Below are 22,556 nucleotides of genomic sequence, written 5' to 3'. Positions count from 1 at the left end.
TGGTGAACTTTGATCCCCCGACCGGGGGAGGCGTCCGCGGACCAACGGTTCGGCCAATCGGAACCCAACATTCGTCCTACCCGATCGCCATCGCGCGGTTGGTGGGGGTTCAGGGTCGGCCGGGACCCTCTTGCACGGTGCGTGAGACCCCGGCCTATGCCGCCGCGTCCGCCGCGCAGGCCTCGTCGCCTGCGCGGCGGACCGCCCTGCGACTTCCCCTGCCTGCAGGGTGGGCGGCGGCCGGGCTCGGGGTTCTCGGAACCGCGGCGGCGGGTGCGATCGTCGGCCTCTGCTCAGCCCTCGTGCTCGCCGCCGCGGAGCGCCCGTCGTTCCTGTCGGGACCGGCGGAGCACGGGTTCCCGCGCTGGATGGTGGGGCCGCTGGCGGGACGGTTCGGCGCGCTGCCGGCGTCGCCACCGGCGCTGGAGGCCGACCTCGTGCGGGTGCTCGTCGCGCTCGGCGCACTGTGGCTGGTCGTGTGGCTGTGCGCCGCGCGGATCCCCGCGCTGGTGCTGTGCGGGGCGATCCTGGTGTCCTACGTCGTGCTGCTGCTGGGGCCGCCGCTGTCGCTGACCGACATCTTCAACTACCTGCACTACGGGCGGATGCTCCCGGAGCACGGGCTCAACCCCTACGTGTCGCTCCCGGTCGCAGCACGCGACGACCCGACCTACCTGTACTCCAACTGGCACCACCTGCCGTCGCCCTACGGGCCGCTGTTCACGCTGATCGGCGAGGCGGTCGCGGGGCTGTCGGTGCCCGCCGCGTACTGGACGATCAAGGCCTTGTTGTTGGTCTGCTCGCTGGGGACGCTGGCCTTGGTCGCCGTCGCCGCACGGCGGCTCGGGAAGCCGTGGAAGCCCGCGGTGGCGCTGGTCGCCTTCAACCCCTTGGTGTTGGTCTACGGGATCGGCGGCGCGCACGGCGAGCCGTTCATGCTGGTGCTGGCGGTCGCGGCGGTGTGCCTGGTGCTGCTGGATCGCGACATCGAGGCGGGCGCCTGCGCGGTGCTCGCGGCGGGCGTCAAGCCGAGCGCGGCGTTGTTGGTGCTGTTGGTCGTGGCGGGGTCGTCGCGCCGGTGGCGCGCGCTGGCCGGGGCCGCGGCGGCGGGCGCCGTGACCGGGTTGGTGGTGTTGGTGCACTACGGCGGGCACCTCCCGGCGACCGGGATCCAGGACCGCTTCGTGACGCCGCTCTCGGTCGGGAACGTCCTGGCGGCGCTGGCCGGGCAGGGCGGGATGACCGCCTTCGACCGCACGCTCGCGCACGCGGTCCTGGCGGTGGTGGCGCTCGGCGCGACCGTCGCGGTCTGGCGCCGGCGCGACCGGCTGGCGGGCGCCGCGGGGCTCGTGATGCTGTTCTCGGTCCTGACCCTCGGCTGGACGATGCCCTGGTACGCCTGGTGGATCCTGCCGTTCGCGGCGCTGGCCCGGACGCGCGCGCTGACCGCGGCGTGCATCGTCCTGACCGCGTGGCTGGCGCTCGGCGCGATCCCGCAGATGCCGCGGCTGATCCACGACGCCGGCTTCTACCCCACGCGCAGCGCGGCTGGGAAGATCAACCACGACTACACGCAGAGGTACCTGCGATGAGCATCGCCCTTCCCCATCCCCCGTCGCTCCGCGGCCCGCTGCCGCGCCAGGTCGTGCGCTTCGCGGTCGTGGGCGCGTCCAACACCGTGCTCACGTTCATCGCCTACATCCTGCTGAGCGCCGTGATGCCCGCGGTCGCGGCGGCGGTGCTCGGCTGGGCCGTGGGCGCGGCCAACGGCTACCGCCTCAACCGCGGCTGGACGTTCGCGAGCGCGGCGCGCGGCCTGGGGCCGGCGGGGCGCTACCTCGTCGTGCAGGGCCTCGCGGCGGGCGTCTCGGCGGGCGGCGTCGTCGTGCTCGGAGGATCGGTGCCGCACGCCGTGGCCGAGTTGGTGTCCTTGCCGGTCGCCAGCGCGCTGGCCTTCGTCCTGTGCCGCGCGTGGGTGTTCGCGGCGTGAAGCGCGCCGCGGCCTCGATCGGCGCGCTGGTCCTGCTGGGCATCGCGGCGTGGGCGACGGGCGCGTTCGCCACCAAGTACGCGGCGAGCCCGTCGCGGACGCCGTGCACGGTCCTGACGCCGGGCGACCACACGGTCAAGGTGCTGGACGTCGACGGCGAGCTGCGGCCGGTGCTGCTGCACGTCCCGAAGACCGGCGCCTACTCGCCGCGGCCGCTGGTGATCGCGCTGCACGGCGCGGGCGAGAACGGGCCGCGGTTCGCGGGCGACACCGGGTTCTCCAAGCTCGCCGACCGCGAGGGGTTCCTGGTGGCCTACCCGACCGCGGTCGGGCCGAACTCGTTCTGGAACATCACCGGGCAGACCCAGAAGGACCTCCCGGAGGAGGTCGAGCAGCTGGAGCGGTCGCTGGACGCGCTGGAGGGCGTGGCGTGCGTCGACCGCTCGCGCGTGTTCGTCACCGGCGTGTCGAACGGCGGCGGGATGACCGCGCGGCTGGCGTGCGAGCTGTCGGACCGGCTCGCGGGCGCGGCGCCGGTCGCGGGTGGGTACAGGGCGCTGCCGCCGTGCCATCCGGACCGGCCGCTGCCGATCCTCGAGATCCACGGGACCGGCGACCAGGTCGTCCCGTACGGCGGGATCGCGCCGGAGTACGCGGGCAGCGTGTTGAGGTACCTGGCCCGCTGGCGGCGGCTGGACGGCTGTACCGGGAAGGCGCAGAGGTCGAACCCGGCGCCGGGCGTGCACGAGTTCGCGTGGAAGGACTGCAGGGCGGGGACGTCGGTCGAACATGTACGCCTTGACCATCAGGCGCACGGCTGGCCGGGCGGTCCGAGGACGACCCCGTCGACCGCGGCGTTCTCGACGACCTGGCGCACGTGGGAGTTCTTCCGCTCCCTGCCGCCACGGGCACCGCTGCCGTCGTGAGCGCGTAGAGCGTCCCGCGGTGCGGCTGGCCGGCGAGGTCCGAGACGTCGGTGCCGTGGCGGTGCGCCCAGCGGACGACGGGGAGGCAGCCGGTCGCGGAGGTCCCGGAGTCCGCGGAGCAGGACGCGCCGAGCAAGGCGTAGCGGATGGTGCCGTCGGCCACCAGTTGTTGTAGGTGCTGCGGCGTGACGAGCTGGCGCCCGTAGCCGTCGGAGAGCAGGAGGGTCGGCTTCCCGTTGCGCGCGATCAGCTGCGCGGCCTTCGCGGGCGCGGCGGCGGCGAGCTGGCCCGCGGCGTCGTTGTTGTCGAGGAACTTGGAGAGCGCGTCGACTCTCGCCGCCGGCAGCGCGCCGGGGCGGCCCGAGTCCTGGCTCGCCCTCGCCACGACGCCGACGCTCACCACGGCCGGCACGAGCAACGCCAGCAACGCCGCTCTGCCCCAGCGCAAGCGCGCGGCGCCCGCCCCGATCGCGCACGCGACCGCCGGGTCGAGCGTGGCGAGGTACCGCACATGGAGGTCGGGCATCGCGCTGTTGAGCGCGACGCCGCCGAGGAACCAGAGCGCGACGACGGCGAACGCCGCGCTCGCCTGCCAGCCCGCGAGGAGCATCACCGCCGCGAGCGCCACCTCGACGCCGATCCAGGCGCCGACGTGCGCGCGCGTGGTGAACAGCCGCCACGGCGACGGGCCCGCCGGCCGTCGCTCCAGCGCGACCTGGTGCTCGGCCACCCGCCGCTGCAACGTCGCCGCTCGCCGCGCCGCCGCGCGCGGGCCGAGCGGCGTCGCCGGTGTCGCCGCGGCTCCGCCCACCGGCGCGCCTCCGCCCGCCGCGGCGGCGTCCATGCTGGCGGCGCGGCCGTCGAGGCGGTCGAGGCCGTTGTAGACGAGCGCGGCGTTCCAGGGCGAGCCGTTGCTCGCGCCGAGCGCCCACGGGCGCGGGTGCAGCGGCACGATCGAGACGGCGACGAGCCAGGCCACGGCGGTCAGCGCGAACGCGGTCGCCCCGATCCCGGCCCCGCGCCATCGCACCGCGCCGCGCGGCGCGCAGGCCAGCCAGAAGCCCCCGACCGCGGCGGCGCCCAGCAGCGACTCCGCGAGCTTGACGTCGAACGCCAACCCCACCAACAACCCGGCGCCCGCCATCCCGCCCGCGCGGCCCCGTTTCCCGGAGCGCACCGCGACGACCGCGCCCGCGACGCACAGCGCGGCCATGACCGAGTCCATCGTGTCGCTGCGAGCGGTCACGACCGCGCTCGGCAACACGGCCAGCGCAAGGCCACCAACAAGCCCGGCGCCCCGCCCGAACAACGGCCGCAGCAAGGCCATCACCAATACAACCAGCGCGATCCCGCCGAGCGCCTCCGGCAGGTGCAGCGCGAACGTGCCGAAGCCGAGCGCCTTCGTCGCGGCGACCTGCAGCCACAGGTCCAGCGGCGGCTTGTCGATGCTCACCCGCCGTCCCGGCTCGAACGCGCCGCCCAGCAGCGCGCCCCACGACGTGCCCATCGACCGCACGGCCGCGTCGTAGTACGGGTCCAGCGGGACCCGCGCCAGGCCGATCAGCCGCAGCGCGCAGGCCACCGCGACGACGACGACCTCCGGCAACCACATCAACAACCGCGCGGCGATCGCGCGCCCCGGCATCCCTGCCGGAGCACGCACCGCGCCGGGCGGAGCCGCAACCGCGGCCATCCCGAGTCTCAGGCGGGCCGCGGCCGCGCGGCGCCGGGGGCTGCGGCGCCGGCCGCGGCGGCCTCCTCGGCCCGGAGCTGGGCGCTCAGCGCACGCAGCTCGCGGAAGGCCCGCAGGACGACCGCCGGGCTCGCGCCCGACGACCGGCCGCTGGCCCGCGGCCGGTGGCTGACCCCGAGCTCGCCGATCCGGGCGCCCGCAGACTGCGCCCGGACCAGCAGCTCGGTGCTGACGACGGCGCCGTCGGCGTCCAGGTCCAGGGACTGGATCACCTCGCGCCGCATCAACTTGAACGCGCAGTCGACGTCCCGGACGTGCAGGTCGAACATCCGGTCCACGAGCGCGTTCCAGGCGCGCGCGTTCATCCGCCGGTGCAGCGGATCGGCGCGGCGCACGCGATGGCCGCAGACGAGGTCGCACGCCGCCGCCTGCGGCAGCGCGTCGACCAACTCCATCAACTCGAACTGGCAGTCGGCGTCGGTGAGGAAGATCCACTCCAGCCGCGCGGCCCGGAAGCCGGTCCGCAGCGCGGCGCCGTAGCCCCGGTTGTGCTCGTGGACGAGCAGCCGGACGCGCGGATCGGCGGCGACCTCGGCCAGCGCCGCTTCGCCCGTCCCGTCGGTGGAGCCGTCGTCGACGAGCAGGATCTCGTGGGCGTCGGCGGCCGCCTCGGCCGCCGCGGTGGCCTCGGCCACCATCCGCGCCACGTTGCCCGCCTCGTCGTGGCACGGGAGCACGATCGACACACCCGCCAGGCGCGGAACGGGTCCGCGGCCGGCGTCGTCACCCAAGCGTTCCATGCGCCGCATGGTCCGCCGCGTTGCTGAGGCGTTTCCCAAGCGACCGTTGGCCCGCCGGGTGCCGCCTGTTGTGATCGTGTTGGCATCCCGCGAAGCCTGCGTTCAGCCGACGATCCGGCCGTACAGTCGCGCTGTGCTGACCGATGACGCCCGGGTTGCCGGCCGCGTCCTCGTCGTGGAGGACGACGCCGATCTCTCCGACGTGATGGCGGGGGCGCTGGCCTCCGATGGACATCATGTCGCCGTCGCGCTCGACGGTGCGACCGCGCTGGAGCGGCTCGCCGCGCAGCGCTATGACTTGGTCCTGTTGGACCTGTCCTTGGGACCGGGAGGTCCGGATGGCGTGGAAGTGTGCCGGCGGCTGCGCGCCGGGGGCGACGACACGCACGTGGTCGCGGTGACCGCGCGCGAGGGCGAGGCGGACGTCGTGCTGGTCCTCGAGGCCGGCGCCGACGACTACGTCACCAAGCCGGTCGGGATCGCCGAGCTGCGCTCGCGCGTCCGGGCGGTGCTGCGCCGGGGCGCGCGGCGGGCGGGCGAGGATCCGGTGCTGCGCCACCGCGCGCTGGAGGTCCACTCGGCGGCGCGGCGCGCGGTCGTCGATGGCGTCGAGCTGTCGCTGACCTACTCGGAGTTCGAAGTGCTCCGCTCGCTGCTGGTGTCCGGCGGCCGGCTGATGACGCGGCAGGCGTTGCTGGATGCCATCTTCGGTGGCCACGACTTCCGGGACCCGCGCGCGATCGACGTTCACGTCCACCACCTCCGCGACAAGATCGCGACCGCCGGCGGCGACGCCGGGTGGATCGTCACCGTCCGCGGCGCCGGCTACCGCATCGGCGGTTGAGCCTCGCGTGCTGGGGCTGCGCGTCAAGCTGGCGCTGGCCTTCGTCGCGACGAGCGCGATCACGCTGGCGGTGAGCGTCGGGACGCTCGTCCCGCCGCTGGAGCACCGGCTGGAGCAGGACCGCGTCCGGGACCTGCGCGAGCTGGCGCGGACCGCAGGGCTGGCGCTGACGCGGATGCCGGCCGGCGACCTGCGCACGGGTGCCGTCGGGTCGCGGCGGATGGTGCACCGGCTGGCGAGCCGCGTCGGCGGCGACGTCGCGCTGTTCGACGAGTCCGGTGCTCCCGTCGCCGCGTCCGGGCCGACGGCGCCGAGGACGGTGCCGGTCGCGATGACCGAGGACGACGGCGTCCACCAGAGGTTGAGCGACGGTGCCGCGGTGGTGGTCGCCAGCGCGGCGACGCGTGCGGGCGAGCGGACGATCGTCCTGCGGCGGTCGCTTGATGATGAACATGCTGCGGTGGCGGTCGTGGAGAGCGCGCTGCCGGTGGCGGGTGGCGTGGGGTTGCTCGTCGCCGCCGCGTTGGGTGCGCTGCTCGGGTATGGACTGCTGAGGCGGTTGGAAGGCCTGCGCCGCGAGGCCCGCCGGCTCGGCGAGGACGGCATCGAGCAGCCGGTGGACGTCGCCGCCGCGGGGCGCGACGAGGTCGGCGAGCTGGCCGTCGCGCTGGAGTCGATGCGCACGCGGTTGCAGGCGCAGGAGCAGGGCCGCCAGGCGTTCCTCTCCACCGCCTCGCACGAGCTCCGGACGCCCGTCGCGTCGCTGTTGGGGGCCGCCGAGCTGCTCGAGGAGGAGCTGGCGTCGCCGCACCCCAACCTCGACGCCGCCGCGTTGCGCGCCGAGTCCGTGGCGCGCCAGGCCCAGCGCCTGTCGACCCTCGCCGACGACCTCTTGGGGTTGGGGCGCCTCGACGCCGCGATCCCCGTCAAGGTCGAGCCCGTCGACCTCGCCGAGCTGGCCCACACGATCGCCCAGGAGGCCGAGCCCTCGGCCCATGCGGGCAACGTCGTCCTGCAGGTCGAGTCCTACGGGTCGGCCTGGGCGCTCGGAGATCACCTCGCCGTGGCGCGCATCATCCGAGTGCTCCTCGACAACGCCCTCCGCCACGGAGCACCGCCCGACACCGCGCTGACCGTCACCGTCACCACCGACGGCGAGACCGCCGCGGTCGCCGTCCGCGACACCGGCACCGGCATCCCCGAAGCGGACGCCGAGCGCATCTTCGGCCGCTTCGAACGAGCCGCCGCCCGCGGCGCCCACGGCTTCGGCCTCGGCCTCCCCATCGCCCGCGGCCTGGCCCGCCGCATGAACGGCGACGTCACCCTCCACCCCGCCCACCCCGGCGCCCGCTTCACCCTGACCCTGCCGGCCTACACACCAGCCGACACCCCCCACCACAGCCCACCCGTCACCGCCGACGGCCCCGCCTGAGCGCTGGCCGCCACCATGGAGCGCAGGTACGCTTCGCGCCCTCATGAACCGGCCTTGGGAGTACCTCTCGGTGATGTGGGTGCGGCGCGTTGTGAGGCTTCCGCCGCCGGCCGGCCCCGCCTCGGGCATGGCGGACTGGAGTGAAGCCGAGGGGCTCGAGCGCGGGCTTGCCAGGACCCCTTCGGTCTGGGTGACCGTGGATCGGATCTACATCCATGCCCCGGGCAACGCAGAACCGACGATCCACACCGTGGATCAGGAGCAACCGGAGGGGACGAACCTGGAGCTCTCGCTGTTCAACGAGCTCGGGAACCAGGGCTGGGAGCTGGTGAGCCGCGAGACGTGGAGCAATCCGACCGCGCCGCACCTCGGGCTCGAGGCCGTCGGTTCGCTGGGCGAGACGCGGAGCCTGTTCAAGCGTCAGGCGGCGTGAGCGGAGCGGAGTTGCTCGGCGAGGAGGAGGGTTGAGTCGGAGAGGGTCGTTGCCGTCAGGCGCTCGTGGGCGGCGAGGGTGGAGACGAGGATGCGCTCGGCGTCGGCGGTGGTGAGTGAGGGGATGATGTCGCGGGCGGCGGCGGCGGTGGAGGGGCGCCAGGGGATCGATAGTGAGTCGTAGATGTCGGTGAGCGCGGTGCGGAGAGCGGTGCCGTTTTCCACGATCAGCATCGCGGTGACGAGCGACGCGCCGCGGATGGAGCGCTGCGCTGTCCCGGCGAGCTTGACGCCGGCGGCGTTGACGGACCAGTCGCCGGCGCAGTACTCGCCGGGGAGCTCGCCGGTGCGGGCGGTGATCCCGAGGGTTGAGAGGGACTCCATCAACAACGAGGTCATGGAGGCGAAGCGTTCGGGGATGCCTTCGGCGATGGTCGTGTTGGGGCGGATCAGCTCGATCAGCACTGAGCCCTCGTCGTAGCCCGCTGCGTGGCCGCCGCCGAGGCGGAGGATCGGCGTGTAGCCGTGCGCCCGCGCCGCTGCCAGGGCTGATGTGTAGCGACCCTGGTCGAGTGCGTCCAGGCGGCCGAAGGCCATGGTCGGACCGGGGCGGAAGATGCGCGCGGTCGGCGGCTTCTCGCCGGAGGCGACCTGCTGCAGCAACGCATGGGTGATCGCAGCGTCGAGGACGGGGTCCTTCGGATGGCGCGCGCGGAGGAGCTCCATGGACTACAAGAAGACGTCGGTGAGCGCGAACGTGTCGACGTCGACGAGGCCCTGGTCGGTCAGCTTCAGCGAGGGGATCACGGGGAGCGCCAGGAACGAAAGCGCCATGAAGGGCGCGCCGACCTTGCAGCCGAGCTCGCGCGCCACGCCCTCGGCGTTCGCCAGCTGGTCGGCGATCTCGCGCGGCGGACGGTCGGCCATCAGGCCGGCGAGCGGCAACGGGACCGTCGCCCGGACCTCGCCCCCGGACGCGACGACCAGCCCGCCGCCCAGCTCGGCCGCCGCGCGCGCCGCCACCAGCGCGTCGTGGTCGTCGGCCGCCGCCACCACGATGTTGTGCGAGTCGTGCGCCACCGAGGAGGCCAGCGCGCCCGCCCGAAGGCCGAAGCCCTGGACGAAGCCGGAGCCGACGTTGCCCGTCGCGTGGTGGCGCTCGATGACGCTCAGGCGCAGCAGGTCCTGCGACGGGTCCGGCCCGGCTGACGAGCCCGGCGCCAGCGACGCGATCTCCGCCGTCGTGATGAGCTGGTCCTCGATCAACCCAATGGCCTTGACTCGGTCCCCGCCCCGCGCGAGCGCGAGCGAGTCGCGCCACGCGACGTTCATCGTCGGCGGCAGCGTGTCGGGCGCCGCCCCTCCCCCACCGACCCGTACGCCTTCCCGCGCGACCACGCGCCCGCCCGCGATCACCACATCCGGGCGGATGTCGCCGAGATCGGAGAACAGCACCAGGTCCGCCCGCCGCCCCGGCGCCACCGCGCCACGGTCGCGCAACCCGTAGTGCTCGGCGGCGTTGAGCGTCGCCAGCGTGATCGCCACGATCGGATCGAGCCCGGCGCCGACCGCCATCCGGACCAGCGCGTCGATCGACCCGTCGTCGAGCAGCTCGCCCGGCACGCGGTCGTCGGTGCAGAACGCGAAGCGCCGCGCGTTCCCCGCGCTCACCGCCGGCAGCACGTCCAGCAGGTTGCGCGCGTTGGTCGCCTCGCGCAGGAACACCATCATCCCGTGCGCGACCTTCTCCAGCGCCTCGTCGGCCGTCAGGCACTCGTGGTCGCTCACGACGCCCGCCCCGAGGTAGGCCTGCAGCTCGTCCCCGACGACGCCCGGCGCATGCCCGTCGACCAACGACCCCGAGAACGCCGCCAGCTTCGCCAGCTCCACCGGGTCCGCCGCCAGGACGCCCGGGTAGTTCATCATCTCGGCGAGCCCGAGCACCCGCTCATGCCGCGCCGCCAACCCCACGAGGTCGTCCGCGAGCAGCCGCGCGCCCGACGTCTCCAGCGGCGACGCCGGCACGCACGCCGGCGCCATCATCAACACCGACAGGTCGAGCCCCTCCGACGCGCGCAGCATCCACTCGATCCCCGCCACGCCCAGGACGTTCGCGATCTCGTGGGGATCCGAGACGATCGTCGTCGTCCCGTGCGGCAGGACCGCATCCGCGAACCGCCCCGGCGCGACCATCGACGACTCGATGTGCACGTGCGCGTCGATGAACCCCGGCGCCAGGTACCGCCCGCGGGCCTCCACGACCTCGGCACCGGACAGCGACCCGACGGCACCAACCGCCGCGATCGCCGACCCCACGACCGCCACGTCCCCCTCCCGCACCTGCTGCGTCAGCACGTCGACCACCCGCGCTCCCCGCACCACCAGGTCGGCCGGTTCTGCGCCCCGGGCAACCCGGATGCGGCGAGCGAGGACGTCCGTCATGCCTCCATATCTAGCGGACGGCCACCTCCCGCGCCTCCCGTGCGGCCGCCAGCGCCGCCTCCACGTCCCCCGCCAGCGACGGCACGACCGCGTCGGCGATCGCGACCGAGCGCGGCAGGAACCCCACGCGCGCCAGCACGTCGGCGCCCCGCTGCTGCTCCTCGACGAACCCCGAGCCGACCGCGTGGACCGTCCACGGGATCCGCCGCACGAACGCCTCCCAGTCGTCGGGCCGACCGCCCTCGGACTCCGCGAACAGCTCCGCCGCCGCGCCCGGCGACGCCGCCGCCCACAGCCCCGCGGCCTCCAGCGCGGCGGCGATGGCCCCCAGCTCCGGCCCCCGCTGCACCGCCACGTCGCGGCGCGTGAACCACAGCGACGGGTTCGTGATCAGATCCGACGCCGGGACCAGCTCGACCGCCGCGCCCGACGACACCGCCCGGACGTGCTCCGGCCCCTGCCCGATCCACGCGGCCAGCTCGCCGCTGCGCAGCTCGTCGAGCGACGACGGCCCGGAGTGCACCGCCTCGACCTCGTCGTAGGCGACACCCGCGCGGTCCAGCGCGACCGCGAGCAGCAGCGTCTGCCAGGACCCGATGCCCAGTGCGACCCTGCGCCCGCGCAGGTCCGCCACCGACCGCACGTCGGACCCCGGCGCCACCAGCAGCGTCCCGTGCGCCGGCCGCGGGTCGGAGTGCGCGAGGTAGACGACGTCGAGCCCGGCGGCCTGGTCGCTGATCGGCGGCGTCGCGCCGGTCCCGCCGACGTCGATCGTCCCGTCGACGAGCTTCACGCCCGTCTGCGTCCCGCCCGTGTAGTGATGGAACTCGACCTCGGTGCCGAACGGCGCCAGCGCCTCCTGGGCCAGCTCCAGGTGCGACAGCAGGAACAACGCGGGGTTGTTGACGTGGACGCCGATCTTGAGGGTGTTGCTCATGATGTTCTCAATGCCCTTGTGTTGAAGTTCAGCCGGCCGCGACCGGCACGTCGACGATCGCCTGGTGGTCCCGCGCGCGCACCCCGTCCCCCGGCCGCACGCCGAGCTTGGGCAGCACGGTCTCGGACACCCGGTAGGCCTCCTCCAGCAGCGGGTTGCCGCTCAAGATGAAGGTGTCGACCCCGAGCGCCTCGAACTCCTGCAGCCGCTCGATGACCTGCTCGGTCGAGCCGACCAGCGCGGTCCCCGGCCCTGGCCGCAGCAGCGACATCCCCGGCCAGATGTTGGGATACGACTCCAGGTCCTTCGCGCGGTCCGGGACCCTGCCGTTGTGGTTGGCGAACTGCCTCTGCATGCCGACCGAGTCCGACCCCGCGTTGGACGCCGCCATGCGCTGGTAGGTGGCCGAGGACGTCGCGCGCAGGATCCGGTCGACGTGGTCCCACGCCTCCTGCTCGGTGTCGCGCACGACGAGGTGCAGCCGCATCCCGAACGACACCTCACGCTCGTAGCCCGCCGCCAGCTCGTTCAAGCGCGCGATCTTCTGCGCGACCGCCTCCGGCGGCTCGCCCCACGACAGGTAGCGGTCGATGTGCTGCGCGGCCATCCGCATCCCGGCCTCCGACGACCCGCCGAACCACAGCGGGATGTGCGGCTTCTGCACGACCGGCAGGCCGAAGCTCGACCCCGCGCCGCGCACCGAGAAGTGCCGCCCCTCGAAGTCCACGACCTCACCGGAGACCAACCGCCGGAAGATCTCCCAGTACTCGCCGGCCAGCTCGTAGCGCTCGTCGTGCTCGACCTCGAGGCCGAACTGCTTCAGCGTCCGCGTCTCGCCGTTGACGACGTTGATCTGCAGCCGCCCGTCGAACAGGTCGTCGAACGTCAGCGCCATCTTCGCCAGCAGCGTCGGCGAGATCAGCCCCGGGTGTACGGCCAGCAGCGGCCGCAGCCGCTTCGTGTGCGCGGCCAGCGCGCTCCCCAGCACCCACACGTCGTGGATGTCGGTCGCCAGCAACGCACCGCTGAAGCCGAGCCGCTCGACGCCCGTCGCCAAGTGCTTCAGGTAGTCGAAGTCGACCGCCCGCGTCCCCTCCGGCTCCCACGGGTAGGCGCCGTCGCGGGGGATGATGTACCACAAGTAGTCCGAGGCCATGATCTAGCTCGCCTTCTCGAGGGTCAGGTCGCGCGCGGCGGCCAGGATGGTGTGATCGGCCCAGGCCGCGACGTCCACGCCGCGCTCCAGGAAGCCGTTGGCGTACAGGAACTCCTGCTGCTGGTCGAGCAGCGCGAGCCGCTCGTCGCTGAGCGACACCTGCAGCGACGCGTGGTGGTCGGCGCGGTAGGCGTCCGGGACGAACTCCGCGCCCGCGCCGGTCTCGCGCGCCAGGATCTCCGTGAAGGCGTCGCCGTTCGCCGCCGCCCAGTCCGCCGAACGGAGCAGGACGGCGACGAACCGCGCGACATCGTCCGGCCGCTCCTCCAGAAGCGCCTGGTGGACGGTGATGGGTCGCGGCGTGCCGTTGTTCACGCGCGACCGCCGGTCCGGGAGGTCGTCGAGGTCCAACGCGATTCGCAGCCCCGCGCGCGCCGCGGCCTCCAGCCCCGGCGCGCCCTTGACGTAGGCGGCATCCGCGCGCCCGTCCGCCACCGCGGCCGTCTCCGGGAAGAACCCGCCGTCGGCCGTCGGCGCGACGTCAACACGTACGACATCGCTCAGCCCCAGCCCCGCGCAGCGCAGCGCGCCGGCGAACCCCGCCAGCGCCATCGCGCGCCAGAAGTCCACCGCCTCGCCCGGCCGCGCCGGCACGGCGACACGCCGCCCCACGAGGTCGGCCGGATCCGCGACCGGGTCGTCGCCCCGGACCACGATCGCCTGGCGCTCCTCGATCCACGTCAGCCCGATCAGCCGCGTGCCCGCGCCGCGGGCCTTCGCCCACAGCGCCGGGACGTTGCCGCCCTCCCGGATCAACGACGACAGCTCGTGGTTGAAGTGCTCCGACCGCAGCGACGCGGCGTCGCGATCCTGCAGCGACCGCACGGCGATGCCGTCAGCGGCGAACTCCTCGTCGAACCACCCGCGGTCCGCCGCCAGCCCCGTCGCCGTCGGCACCGGGCAGCGCGTGAACCACAGCTCAGCGGCCGCGGCGCTCACTTCAGCGTCTCCGGGTCGACCGTGAACGTCGCCGGGTCCAGCCCGGACGGGATCACCTTCTGGTCGGCGAAGAACTGCGCGACGTCGCCGAAGCGCTTGCGGAAGTTGTCGTCGATCGGCGCGACCGGCGCCTGCGTCTTGTAGTTCTCGGCCAGGATCGCGGCGGCCTTGTCATCCAACTTGATCGCGCCGACGTTCTCCTTCGCCACCGCCGCCTGCGGGTCGCTGTGCTCGGCCAGCGAGTGCGCGCGGATGTTGTCGTAGAACGCCTTGACCGTCGCGGGGTGCGCCTTCAAGAACGAGTTGGAGATCGAGTAGGTGGTGTCGTTCTCGGAGCCGACCTGCGCGCCGTCGGCGACCAGCCGCGCGCCCCTGGCCTTCGCGGTCGCCACGAAGTCCGCCCACGCGGCCCACGCGTCGACCTTGCCCGACGAGAACGCCGTCGCGCCGTCGGCCGCGCCCAGGTACACGCGCCTGACCTTCGACGGATCGACGCCGTTCTTCTGCAGGGCCTTCAACAACAGGTACTCGCCGGTCCCCTTCGGGTTGACCGCGACCTTCTTGCCGACGAGGTCGGCGACCGTCTTGATGTTGGGGTCCTTGACCAGGATCCCCTCCGACGACGCGTTGTCGAGCTGCGCGGCGAAGACCTTGAACGACGGCTTCTGCGCCAGCGCGCCGATCGCGGACGAGATCGACCCCTGCGCCGCGTCCAGCGCGCCCGCGTTGATCGCCTCGGCCGCGGGGGCGAACGCCGGGAACTGCCCGGTGAACTGAACCTTGGCGCCGACCTTCGCGAGGTCCTTGGCCAGCGACCCGTCGTTCTTGGCCGCCGCGACCGGCCCGGTCGTCCCGATCAGCGCGATCCGCAGCGTCCCGCCGCCGCCCTTGACGGCGGACGACCCGGACGGCGGCGTCGCCGCGGTCGCGGCGTCGTCGGAGGCGCTCCCGCACGCGGACGCCAGCGCGGCGGTCGCGGCGAGCACGCCCGCGACCGCCACGAGGCGGGTGCGGGACAAGTTCATGTTCTTCATGCGAGGGTCCTCGTTGGGGTGGGTGACACGTCCTCGGCGCCGGTGACGCCGAGCTGGGAGAGAAGGTCGGTGCGCAGCGCCTCGAACCAGGCGTCGGTGCGGTCGCGCGGGTGCTCGGCGTCGATGACCTCGGCGTGGGCGATCCTGCCCTCGGCCATGACGATCACCCGGTCGGCGAGCAGCAGCGCCTCGTCGACGTCGTGGGTGACGAGCAGGACGGCGGGCCGGTGCTTGCGCCACAGCGCGCGGACCAAGGCGTGCATCTTGATCCGGGTCAGCGCGTCGAGCGCGGCGAACGGCTCGTCGAGCAGGAGCAGCTCGGGCTCGCGGACCAGCGCCCGCGCCAGCGCTGCACGCTGCGCCTCGCCGCCCGACAGCGTCAGCGGCCACGCGTCGGCGTGGGCTTCAAGGCCCACTTCTTGGAGCGCGCGCCGCGCCGCCTCGCGCGCCGCCGCGCCGCGGCCCTGGCCGAGCGTGACGTTGTCGAGCACGCGCTTCCACGGCAGCAGCCGCGGCTCCTGGAAGACGACCGCGGGCGACGACGGCGCCTCGACCGAGCCGCCCGTCGCCGGGTCCAGCCCCGCGAGCACGCGCAGCAGCGTCGTCTTGCCGCAGCCGGTCTTGCCCAGCAGCGCGACGAACTCGCCCGGCGCGACGTCGAGGTCGAGCTCGCGCAGGACGGTCCGGGACCCGTAGTCCCTGCGCAGGTTGCGAACGCGGACGCCGCTCATGCGCCGCGGTAGGTCCGGCGCCAGCCGAGCAGGCGGCGTTCGAGGGTCCGGGCGATCAGGTCGCCGGTCAGGCCCAGCGCGGCGTAGATCGCGATGCAGACCAGGACGATGTCGGCCCGCAGGAACTCGCGCGCCTGGCCGAGCACGAAGCCGATCCCCGACGACGCGTTGAGCTGCTCGGCGGCGACGAGCGCCACGACGCTGATCGCCAGCGACTGGCGCAGCGCGACCAGCGCGGGCTGGACGGCGGCGGGCAGGATCACGTGCCAGATCAGCCCGCGGCGGTTCAGGCCGAACACGCGCGCGGCCTCGACGAGCTTGTCGTCCACGTTGCGGATCGCGCCGTAGACGTTCAAGTACATCGGGAACGCGGCGCCGAACGCGATGATCAGGATCTTCGGCAGCTCGCCGATCCCGAACCACACGATGAACAGCGGGACGACCGCGGTGAACGGGACGGCCTGCAGCATCTGGACGGGCGCGTCGATCAGGTCCTCCCCGCGCCGCCAGAGGCCGGAGAGCGCGCCGAGCATCGCGCCGACGGAGACGCCGAGCGCGGCGCCGATCAGCGCGCGGCGCACCGACGTGCCGACCTGGCCGATCAGGTCGCCGCTGCGGATCAGCTCCTTGAACGTGGTGAAGACCGTCGCCGGCGAGGGCAGGACGGTCGGCTCGAACACGCCGAAGACGGCGGTCGAGAGCTCCCAGAGGGCGAGGATCAGCAGGACGCCGGAAGCCCGGCGCGCGACCTTGAGGAAAGTGGAGGACATGACGTCGTGAGGTAAAGTCGATAAAGTTGGTCGACAATGCCGACATTAGCAGACTCGGGTTGCTTGTCAATCATCGGTACATGCCGATGATCTGCACGACCGTCACGGCGGGTACGCTGGCCCCGTGCCGCCGACGCTGACGCCGACCACCGAGCTGACCCCCGAGGAGCGCTTCTCCAGCCCGGGGTTCCTGTTGAACAAGGTCGGCTTCGTCGCCCGCCGCTGGATCCACGAGGCGCTCGCGCCGCTGGACCTCAACGGCCGCGAGGCGGAGATCCTGCTGCGCCTGCGCGCCGCCGACGGCGACGCCGACGGCGAGGGGCTGACCCAGGCCCAGCTCGGCGAGCTGCTGCACTCCGACCCCTCCAACCTGGTCACGATGTTGAACAAGTTGGAGGCCGCCGGCCTGGTCGCGCGCACCCGCGACACCGCCGACCGCCGCCGCCACATCGTCACGATCACCCGCGCCGGCCTGCGCAAGCGCGCGGCCGCCGACGCCGCGGTCGAGGCCGTCGAGGACCGCCTGCTCGGCGGGCTCTCCGACCGCCAGCGCGCCTCGCTGAGGACGCTCCTGCTCGCCGTCGACCAGCGCACCGCGGCCGACTGGGACGACGACTAGGCATACGACTAGTGAGCTAGGCTCCGCGGATGCGGCTGCCCGCCGTCCTGCACGAGCGCGAGTACCGCCTCCTCTTCGGCGCCCAGCTGGCGTCGCTGCTCGGCGACCAGATGGTCACCGTCGCGCTCGCGTTCGGCATCCTCGACCACGGCGGCAGCGCGTCCGACGTCGGGATCGTGCTGGCCGCGCGCTCGCTGGCGGTGATCGCCTTCCTGCTCGGCGGCGGCGTCATCGGCGACCGCCTGCCGCGGCGCGCGGTCCTGATCGCGACCGACGTCGTCCGGATCGGCTCGCAGGGCGCGGTCGCCGCCGTGCTGATCAGCGGCAACGGCAGCATCGCGCTGCTCGCCGCGCTCTCCGCGGTGACCGGCGCGGCGACCGGCGTCTTCAACCCGACCGCGACCGGCTTCCTGCCCGAGGTCGTCTCCGCCGAAGGCCTGCAGGAGGCCAACGCGCTGCGCAGCCTCGCGAGCTCGGGCGGACGGATCGCCGGGCCGCTGCTCGCGGGCCTGCTCGTCGCGACCGCGGGCGCCGGCTGGGCGATCGCCGTCGACGCCGCCAGCTACGCGGTGTCCGCCGCGCTGGTCGCCGCGATGGCGGTCCGGGGCGCCGGGCGCGCCGCGGGCGCGACCGAGTCGTTCCTCGACGAGCTGCGCACCGGCTGGACCGCGTTCCGCTCCATGACCTGGCTGGTCGCGATCGTCGCCAGCGCCGCCGTCGGCAACCTGTGCAACGGCGCCTGGAAGGTCCTCGGCCCGGTCGTCGCCAAGACCGAGCTCGGCGGCGTCGGCGCGTGGTCGGCGATCGTCGCCGCCGCCGGCGCGGGCGGGGTCCTCGGCGGCCTGTTCGCGCTGCGCCTCGCCCCGCGGCGCCCGCTCGTGTTCATGACCTGCGCGGTCGGCGCGTTCTTCGTGCAGTTCGCGCTGCTCGCGGTGGTCGCCCCGACCGCGATCATCGCGGCGGCCGCGTTCGTGGGCGAGGTCGGGATGGTCCTCGGCATGACCGTCTGGGAGTCGACGATGCAGCGCCACGTCGAAGCGCGCCTGCTCTCCCGCGTGTCGGCCTACGACTGGCTCGGCTCGCTGGTCTTCGAGCCGATCGGGCTGGCGATCTGGGGCCCGGTCGCCGCCGCGACGAGCACCGCGACCGCGCTGTGGATCGCGTTCGCGCTCGGCGTCACCAGCCTCTTCGCGCCGCTGCTGGTCCGCGCGGTCCGGGACCTCCCGGCCGAGCCCGCGCCTACTGCGCGTGCATGACGATGTTGATGACCTTGCCGCCCGGGTCGCGGACGAAGAAGCGCCGGACGCCCCACGGCTCGTCGGTCAGCGGGTGGACGATCTCGTCCCCGCGCGCCTGCGCGGCGGCCCACGCGGCGTCGACGTCGTCGACCTCGATCGACACGTCGGCGACGACCGGCGCGGTCTCGTCCGCGCTGATCAGCGACAGCTGGATCCGGCGCTCGCCGGGCGCCACGAGCGTCACGATCCAGCCCATGTCCATCCCGGCCTCGAGGCCGACGACCTCCCTGTAGAACCCGGCCGCCGCGGCGGGATCGGCGTTGTGGAGGTTCGGCACGATGCGGTTGACGCCCATGGACCGGACCGTACCGGGCGCCCGAAGCGCTACCGTCGGCGCCATGGAGATGATCCTCCTCGCCACCGGTGCCGGCCTGCTCGCGATCGCGATCATGGCCGTGGCCGTGTACTTCACGCTCGGCGCGGAGGATCGGACCAAGCTCGGGGTCCTGCTGCGCCACCCGGTGAAGGCGATCTTCACCGAGGACGAGCCGGACCCCGACGACTGGTAGCCCCGGCCGAGGCGAGGCCTACAACAACAGCGGCGCCAGCGCCGCGAGCTCGTCGACCGCGCCGGTCACCGACGTCCCGACCGGCTGCAGGCAGACGTGGTCGGCGCCCGCGTCGAGGTGCTGCTGCACGAACGCCGCGACGCGCTCGGCGTCGCCCCAGCCGATCAGCGCGTCGACCAGCGCGTCGCTGCCGCCGTCGGCCAGGTCCGCGTCGGTCCAGCCGAGGTCCTTGAGGTTGTTGGTGTAGTTGGGCAGCGCGAGGTAGAGCTTCATGAAGTCCCGCGCACGTGCGCGCGCGAGCGCGGGGTCGGTCTCCAGCACCACGCCGACCTCCGGCGCCAGGATCGCGTCGGCGCCGAGCCGCTCGCGCGCGATCCGCGTGTGCTCCACCGGCACGAAGTACGGGTGCGCGCCCGCGGTCCGGGACGCCGACAGCTCCAGCATCTTCGGGCGCAGCGCGGCGAGGACGACCGGGACCGGCGCAGCCGGCGCGGCGCCGCGGTAGTCGGCGGCCTCGAAGCCGTCGAGGTAGGTGCGCATCGCGGTCAGCGGCTTCTCGTACTCCTGCCCGCGCAGCTTGACCGCGGGCGCGTGCGAGACGCCGAGCCCGAGCGTGAAGCGCCCCGGGAACGCATGCGCCAGCCCGAGCGCGCCGTTGCGCGCGGCCAGCGCGTCGCGCGACCAGATCGACGCGATCCCGGTCGCGACCGGGATCCGCTGCGTCGCGCCGAGCAGCAGCCCGGCGTGCGAGAACGGCTCGCGGCCGACCGGCGTCTCGGAGATCCAGAGCGCCGAGTAGCCGAGCTCCTCGATGCGCCGTGCCGCCGCCGCGGTCTCGTCCCACGGCGCGAAGCCGAGCGCCCCGAGCCAGACGCCCACGCGCCCGAGCTGCCGCTTCGCTTCCGCTCCGTCCGCCCAGATCTTGTTCGACATTCATCGAACCTACCATGCACGGGCACCTAAAGGCGTGCTATGGTTGTTCGTGCAAGTGTCAACGATCGCTGACATCCCCCGCTGATGAGCACGGCGGTCGTCGTCGCCGTCGGCACCTGGCTGCTCGCCGCAGTCGATCGCCTGATCGGCAAGCGCGACAAGCAGCGCTGACATCCCGGCAGGCGCTCAGCGCCTCCCCATATCCGAGCGCTAAAGTCGGGGTTCCTGGTCCCCTTTCACAGGAATTGACGCGACCCCGATGTCAGAGAACTCCACCGACACCCCGCGCGCCGTCATCGTCGGCGCCGGCCCGTCCGGCTTCTACGCCGCCGACCAGCTGCTGAACCTCGGCTTCGAGGTCGACGTGCTCGACGCGCTGCCGACCCCGTTCGGCCTCGTCCGCGCGGGCGTCGCCCCGGACCACCCGAAGATCAAGGCCGTCACGCGCGTCTACGAGAAGACCGCCCGGAAGGACGGCTTCCGCTTCTTCGGCGGCGTCGTCCTGGGCCGCGACGTCACGCGCGCCGAGCTGCTGGAGCGCTACCACGCGGTCGTCTACGCCCTCGGCACCAGCGACGACAACCGCCTCGGGATCCCGGGCGAGGACCGCCCCGGCGTCCACGGCGCCACGCAGTTCGTCTCCTGGTACAACGGCCACCCGGACGCGTCCGACCACGCCTACGACCTGACCTGCGAGCGCGCGGTCGTCATCGGCAACGGCAACGTCGCGATCGATGTCGCGCGCATGTTGGTGTTGCACCCCGACGAGCTCGCGCCGACCGACACCGCCGACCACGCGATCGAGGCGTTCCGCGACTCGAACATCAAGGAAGTGGTGTTGCTCGGCCGCCGCGGCCCCGCGCAGGCGGCGTTCACCAACCCGGAGCTGCGCGAGCTGATCGACCTGCAGCGGGCGGGCGTCGTCGTGGACGCGACCGACCTCGAGCTCGACGAGCACTCCGCCGCGTGGCTGGAGAACGAGGCCGACATCACGTCGAAGAAGAACGTCGAGATCCTCAGCGCCTACGCGGCGTCCGGCCCGAGGGAGTCATCGCACAAGATCGTCCTGCGCTTCCTGCGCTCGCCGGTCGAGATCCTCGGCGAGGGCGAGGACGGCCCGGTCACCGGCGTGCGCGTCGTCCGCAACGAGATCGTCAAGAACGACGACGGCTCGCTGCGCGCGGTCGCGACCGGGGACGAGGAGGTCATCGAGGCGGGCCTGGTCCTGCGCTCGATCGGCTACCGCGGCAAGCCCGTCGACGACGTCCCGTTCGACGAGCGCCGCGGCCTGATCCGCAACACCGGCGGGCGCGTCAGCGCCGAGACCGGCGACGCGCACGCCGGCGAGTACGTCGTCGGCTGGATCAAGCGCGGGCCGTCGGGCGTGATCGGCACCAACAAGAAGGACTCGGCCGACACGACCGTCAAGATCGGCGAGGACCGCGACGCCGGCAGGCTCAACACGCCGACGATCAACGACCACGACGCGATCGCCGCGTTCTACGCCGAGCGCGCGCCGGACTCGGTCACCTGGGCCGGCTGGGAGGCGATCGACGCGCACGAGAGGACCTCCGGCGAGCCGCACGGCCGCCCGCGGGTCAAGTTGGTGCGGTTGGCCGACCTGGTCGAGCGCTCGCGCGCGACCAACGCGTCGTAGCTAGGACGTAGCGGGCGCGGCGGCCGCGAGCCGCCGCTCGACCGCGAGGCGGCGCCGGTGCGCCGCCTCCGCGCGGTCGTCCAGGACGCGCATGCCCGGGACGTAGAGCGCGGCGAGCGTGACGACCGCGCCCAGGATCCCGGCGCCGACGAGCGTCGCGCGGGCGCCGATCGCGCCGCTGACCGGGCCGGTGAGCGCGAAGCTCAGCGGCAGCAGGCCGACGGAGATCAGCCAGTCCAGCGAGGACACGCGGCCCAGCAGTTGTGAGGGCACATGGCGCTGCTTGGTCGTCGCCCAGACGATCGTGCCCGCGGTCTCCAGCGCGTTGAAGGCGGCGGAGGCGAGCATCAGCTGCCAGATCGCGGTCGCCGCGCCGTAGCCGGCGACGGCCAGCGTCGCGAGCGTCCAGGCAACCAACATGTAGGTGATGCCGCGGCGCGGCAGCCCGAGCTTGCCGACGCCCAGCGCCGTCGCCATCGAGGCCAGCCCGCCCGCGGCGAAGACGAGGCCGAGGTCGAACGCGGAGCCGCCCATCCCGGTCTTGACGATCCACGGCAGCAGCACCTCGACCGGACCCATGAACAGCAGGTACGCGACCGCGGCCGAGGCGAACGTCGCCCACAGCCAGGCGTGGCCACGAACGAAGCGCCACCCGGTCCTGAGGTCGGCGAGCATCGACGGCGCGGGCGTGTCGCCCGGCTCCGCCGAGTCGCCTACGCGCGTCGCTTCGCGCGTGCCCGGCGCCATCATCAACACGGTCCCGGCCGCGGCCAGGAACGTCGCGCAGTCGAGCAGGAACACGCCCGCCGCGCCGGCGATCCCCACGATCACTCCGCCCAGCGCCGGGCCGGCGAGCCGCAGCGCCAGCGGCCGGATCAGCTGGTCCAGCGCGTTGGCCTGCGTCAACCGCTCGCCCTGCAGGATCTCGGGCACGAGCGCGTCGAAGGCCGGCGCGTGGAACGCGGAGCCGGTCCCGTAGAACGCAGCAAGGACGACAACATGCCAGAGCTGCAGCTGCCCGCCGATCGCCAGCCCCGCCAGCAGCGCGACGGCCAGCGCGCGCAGCAGGTCGGCGCCGACCAGCAGCCAGCGGCGCTCGAAGCGGTCCGAAGCAACACCACCAACAAGCAGGAACGCGATCGTCGGGACCGTCATCGCGATCCCGACCAGCGACATCCCGCCCGGCCCGCCGCTCATCGCGTACACCTGCCAGGCCAAGGCCACCAGGAACGCGCCGTCGCCGACCAGCGACGCGGTCGCGCCCGACCACAGCAGCCGGAAGTCCCGCGCGACGCGCAGCGGCGTCAGGACGGAGCCGGTCGGGCCGCCCGGCGGCGCGCCCGCTCCGTCCAAT

At 73.6% G+C, this 22,556-nt stretch carries 23 protein-coding genes and 1 pseudogene; 11 read left to right on the top strand and 13 right to left on the bottom strand.

Going from position 1 to position 22,556, the window contains the following annotated elements; translation table 11 throughout:
• The first annotated feature begins 137 nt into the window (after positions 1-137).
• The 4 genes from H030_RS0106885 to H030_RS39585 all read left to right on the top strand — a co-directional run bounded on the left by H030_RS0106885 (position 138) and on the right by H030_RS39585 (position 3,800).
• Positions 138-1,592: a glycosyltransferase 87 family protein gene (locus tag H030_RS0106885; RefSeq protein ID WP_196809028.1), complete on the top strand. Its 1,455-nt coding sequence runs from the start codon at positions 138-140 to the stop codon at positions 1,590-1,592.
• On the top strand, positions 1,589-1,990 hold the full coding sequence (locus tag H030_RS0106880) for a GtrA family protein (RefSeq protein WP_051221925.1): 402 nt from the start codon (positions 1,589-1,591) through the stop codon (positions 1,988-1,990). The genes H030_RS0106885 and H030_RS0106880 overlap by 4 nt, the downstream gene beginning before the upstream one ends.
• Complete coding sequence (locus H030_RS36530) at positions 1,987-2,916, top strand: alpha/beta hydrolase family esterase (protein ID WP_051221923.1); 930 nt, start codon at positions 1,987-1,989, stop codon at positions 2,914-2,916. Before H030_RS0106880 ends, H030_RS36530 begins: the two co-directional genes overlap by 4 nt.
• 236 nt (positions 2,917-3,152) lie before the next feature.
• On the top strand, positions 3,153-3,800 hold the full coding sequence (locus H030_RS39585) for a hypothetical protein (protein ID WP_027005569.1): 648 nt from the start codon (positions 3,153-3,155) through the stop codon (positions 3,798-3,800).
• Between the two features lie 155 nt (positions 3,801-3,955).
• Here the strand turns inward: H030_RS39585 and H030_RS40630 are convergent.
• Positions 3,956-4,423: pseudogene (locus H030_RS40630) on the bottom strand (ArnT family glycosyltransferase); the annotation flags it as partial.
• Between the two features lie 194 nt (positions 4,424-4,617).
• Positions 4,618-5,409 carry a glycosyltransferase family 2 protein gene (locus tag H030_RS29970; protein WP_051221920.1) on the bottom strand — a complete coding sequence of 264 codons (792 nt, stop codon included), beginning with the start codon at positions 5,407-5,409 and terminating at the stop codon, positions 4,618-4,620.
• Between the two features lie 133 nt (positions 5,410-5,542).
• Between H030_RS29970 and H030_RS0106855 the strand changes: the two genes are divergently transcribed.
• From H030_RS0106855 to H030_RS38925, 3 genes are read left to right on the top strand one after another with little or no spacing between them, the layout of a single operon-like run.
• On the top strand, positions 5,543-6,253 hold the full coding sequence (locus tag H030_RS0106855) for a response regulator transcription factor (protein WP_027005567.1): 711 nt from the start codon (positions 5,543-5,545) through the stop codon (positions 6,251-6,253).
• Between the two features lie 7 nt (positions 6,254-6,260).
• Entirely contained in the window at positions 6,261-7,685 is a 1,425-nt protein-coding gene (locus H030_RS0106850; RefSeq protein WP_027005566.1) for a sensor histidine kinase, read from the top strand.
• A 43-nt stretch (positions 7,686-7,728) separates the two neighbouring features.
• A complete protein-coding gene (locus H030_RS38925) occupies positions 7,729-8,118 on the top strand; it encodes a hypothetical protein (RefSeq protein ID WP_155891882.1) in 390 nt (129 codons plus the stop codon).
• On the opposite strand, the gene H030_RS29965 is transcribed toward H030_RS38925, so the two are convergent.
• Genes H030_RS29965 through H030_RS29945 form a run of 8 tightly spaced genes read right to left on the bottom strand, consistent with a single transcriptional unit; the run spans position 8,106 to position 16,186 of the window.
• Entirely contained in the window at positions 8,106-8,843 is a 738-nt protein-coding gene (locus tag H030_RS29965; protein WP_051221918.1) for a lipoate--protein ligase family protein, read from the bottom strand. The two genes, H030_RS38925 and H030_RS29965, sit on opposite strands and share 13 nt — an antisense overlap.
• Positions 8,844-8,846: 3 nt before the next feature.
• Positions 8,847-10,559, bottom strand: coding sequence for an adenine deaminase (ade, locus tag H030_RS0106835; protein ID WP_027005564.1), 1,713 nt, complete (start codon positions 10,557-10,559; stop codon positions 8,847-8,849).
• A 10-nt stretch (positions 10,560-10,569) separates the two neighbouring features.
• Positions 10,570-11,496, bottom strand: coding sequence for an ABC transporter substrate-binding protein (locus H030_RS29960; RefSeq protein ID WP_035125956.1), 927 nt, complete (start codon positions 11,494-11,496; stop codon positions 10,570-10,572).
• A gap of 28 nt (positions 11,497-11,524) precedes the next feature.
• Positions 11,525-12,652, bottom strand: a complete 1,128-nt coding sequence (locus H030_RS29955; protein ID WP_081690575.1) for an LLM class flavin-dependent oxidoreductase — start codon at positions 12,650-12,652, stop codon at positions 11,525-11,527.
• Positions 12,653-12,655: 3 nt separating this feature from the next.
• Positions 12,656-13,651 (bottom strand): ABC transporter substrate-binding protein, encoded by a 996-nt coding sequence (locus H030_RS0106820; RefSeq protein WP_027005563.1) that lies wholly within the window; start codon positions 13,649-13,651, stop codon positions 12,656-12,658.
• Entirely contained in the window at positions 13,648-14,676 is a 1,029-nt protein-coding gene (locus tag H030_RS0106815) for an NrtA/SsuA/CpmA family ABC transporter substrate-binding protein (RefSeq protein WP_027005562.1), read from the bottom strand. Before H030_RS0106815 ends, H030_RS0106820 begins: the two co-directional genes overlap by 4 nt.
• A 5-nt stretch (positions 14,677-14,681) precedes the next feature.
• A complete protein-coding gene (locus H030_RS29950; RefSeq protein WP_035125954.1) occupies positions 14,682-15,416 on the bottom strand; it encodes an ABC transporter ATP-binding protein in 735 nt (244 codons plus the stop codon).
• Positions 15,413-16,186, bottom strand: a complete 774-nt coding sequence (locus H030_RS29945) for an ABC transporter permease (protein ID WP_051221916.1) — start codon at positions 16,184-16,186, stop codon at positions 15,413-15,415. Before H030_RS29945 ends, H030_RS29950 begins: the two co-directional genes overlap by 4 nt.
• A gap of 124 nt (positions 16,187-16,310) precedes the next feature.
• Here H030_RS29945 and H030_RS36525 point away from each other — a divergent pair, with 124 nt between their 5' ends.
• Both H030_RS36525 and H030_RS0106795 read left to right on the top strand, forming a co-directional pair.
• Positions 16,311-16,805, top strand: a complete 495-nt coding sequence (locus H030_RS36525) for a MarR family winged helix-turn-helix transcriptional regulator (RefSeq protein ID WP_051221915.1) — start codon at positions 16,311-16,313, stop codon at positions 16,803-16,805.
• A gap of 29 nt (positions 16,806-16,834) precedes the next feature.
• The gene (locus H030_RS0106795) at positions 16,835-18,061 is read left to right on the top strand and encodes an MFS transporter (RefSeq protein WP_027005561.1); all 1,227 of its coding nucleotides are present in this window, start codon (positions 16,835-16,837) and stop codon (positions 18,059-18,061) included.
• On the opposite strand, the gene H030_RS0106790 is transcribed toward H030_RS0106795, so the two are convergent.
• Positions 18,045-18,398, bottom strand: coding sequence for a VOC family protein (locus H030_RS0106790; RefSeq protein WP_027005560.1), 354 nt, complete (start codon positions 18,396-18,398; stop codon positions 18,045-18,047). The genes H030_RS0106795 and H030_RS0106790 overlap by 17 nt on opposite strands.
• A gap of 43 nt (positions 18,399-18,441) precedes the next feature.
• On the opposite strand from H030_RS0106790, the gene H030_RS38920 reads away from it, so the two are divergent.
• The gene (locus H030_RS38920) at positions 18,442-18,612 is read left to right on the top strand and encodes a hypothetical protein (protein WP_155891881.1); all 171 of its coding nucleotides are present in this window, start codon (positions 18,442-18,444) and stop codon (positions 18,610-18,612) included.
• Positions 18,613-18,630: 18 nt separating this feature from the next.
• Here the strand turns inward: H030_RS38920 and H030_RS0106780 are convergent, their stop codons facing one another.
• Entirely contained in the window at positions 18,631-19,545 is a 915-nt protein-coding gene (locus H030_RS0106780; protein WP_051221913.1) for a TIGR03620 family F420-dependent LLM class oxidoreductase, read from the bottom strand.
• A gap of 259 nt (positions 19,546-19,804) precedes the next feature.
• On the opposite strand from H030_RS0106780, the gene H030_RS0106770 reads away from it, so the two are divergent.
• Entirely contained in the window at positions 19,805-21,202 is a 1,398-nt protein-coding gene (locus H030_RS0106770) for an FAD-dependent oxidoreductase (RefSeq protein ID WP_027005558.1), read from the top strand.
• Here the strand turns inward: H030_RS0106770 and H030_RS29935 are convergent, their stop codons facing one another.
• Positions 21,203-22,555 (bottom strand): MFS transporter, encoded by a 1,353-nt coding sequence (locus H030_RS29935; RefSeq protein WP_051221911.1) that lies wholly within the window; start codon positions 22,553-22,555, stop codon positions 21,203-21,205.
• Position 22,556 lies beyond the last annotated feature (1 nt).

The sequence above is a fragment of the Conexibacter woesei Iso977N genome (assembly GCF_000424625.1).
Classification (GTDB): domain Bacteria; phylum Actinomycetota; class Thermoleophilia; order Solirubrobacterales; family Solirubrobacteraceae; genus Baekduia; species Baekduia woesei_A.
Note: the sequence above shows the minus strand (reverse complement) of the source record. Positions and strands in the feature narration are given on the sequence as shown.

What these genes read in the sequence shown, in the direction of transcription:
- H030_RS29960 (WP_035125956.1), bottom strand. Translation starts at nt 11,496, where the DNA reads ATGAGCAACACCCTCAAGATCGGCGTCCACGTCAACAACCCCGCGTTG.
- H030_RS0106770 (WP_027005558.1), top strand. Translation starts at nt 19,805, where the DNA reads ATGTCAGAGAACTCCACCGACACCCCGCGCGCCGTCATCGTCGGCGCC.
- H030_RS38920 (WP_155891881.1), top strand. Translation starts at nt 18,442, where the DNA reads ATGGAGATGATCCTCCTCGCCACCGGTGCCGGCCTGCTCGCGATCGCG.
- H030_RS0106780 (WP_051221913.1), bottom strand. Translation starts at nt 19,545, where the DNA reads ATGTCGAACAAGATCTGGGCGGACGGAGCGGAAGCGAAGCGGCAGCTC.
- H030_RS29965 (WP_051221918.1), bottom strand. Translation starts at nt 8,843, where the DNA reads ATGGAGCTCCTCCGCGCGCGCCATCCGAAGGACCCCGTCCTCGACGCT.
- H030_RS0106880 (WP_051221925.1), top strand. Translation starts at nt 1,589, where the DNA reads ATGAGCATCGCCCTTCCCCATCCCCCGTCGCTCCGCGGCCCGCTGCCG.
- H030_RS29950 (WP_035125954.1), bottom strand. Translation starts at nt 15,416, where the DNA reads ATGAGCGGCGTCCGCGTTCGCAACCTGCGCAGGGACTACGGGTCCCGG.
- H030_RS0106795 (WP_027005561.1), top strand. Translation starts at nt 16,835, where the DNA reads ATGCGGCTGCCCGCCGTCCTGCACGAGCGCGAGTACCGCCTCCTCTTC.
- H030_RS29970 (WP_051221920.1), bottom strand. Translation starts at nt 5,409, where the DNA reads ATGGAACGCTTGGGTGACGACGCCGGCCGCGGACCCGTTCCGCGCCTG.
- H030_RS0106815 (WP_027005562.1), bottom strand. Translation starts at nt 14,676, where the DNA reads ATGAACTTGTCCCGCACCCGCCTCGTGGCGGTCGCGGGCGTGCTCGCC.
- H030_RS29955 (WP_081690575.1), bottom strand. Translation starts at nt 12,652, where the DNA reads ATGGCCTCGGACTACTTGTGGTACATCATCCCCCGCGACGGCGCCTAC.
- H030_RS0106790 (WP_027005560.1), bottom strand. Translation starts at nt 18,398, where the DNA reads ATGGGCGTCAACCGCATCGTGCCGAACCTCCACAACGCCGATCCCGCC.
- H030_RS29945 (WP_051221916.1), bottom strand. Translation starts at nt 16,186, where the DNA reads ATGTCCTCCACTTTCCTCAAGGTCGCGCGCCGGGCTTCCGGCGTCCTG.
- H030_RS38925 (WP_155891882.1), top strand. Translation starts at nt 7,729, where the DNA reads ATGAACCGGCCTTGGGAGTACCTCTCGGTGATGTGGGTGCGGCGCGTT.
- ade (WP_027005564.1), bottom strand. Translation starts at nt 10,559, where the DNA reads ATGACGGACGTCCTCGCTCGCCGCATCCGGGTTGCCCGGGGCGCAGAA.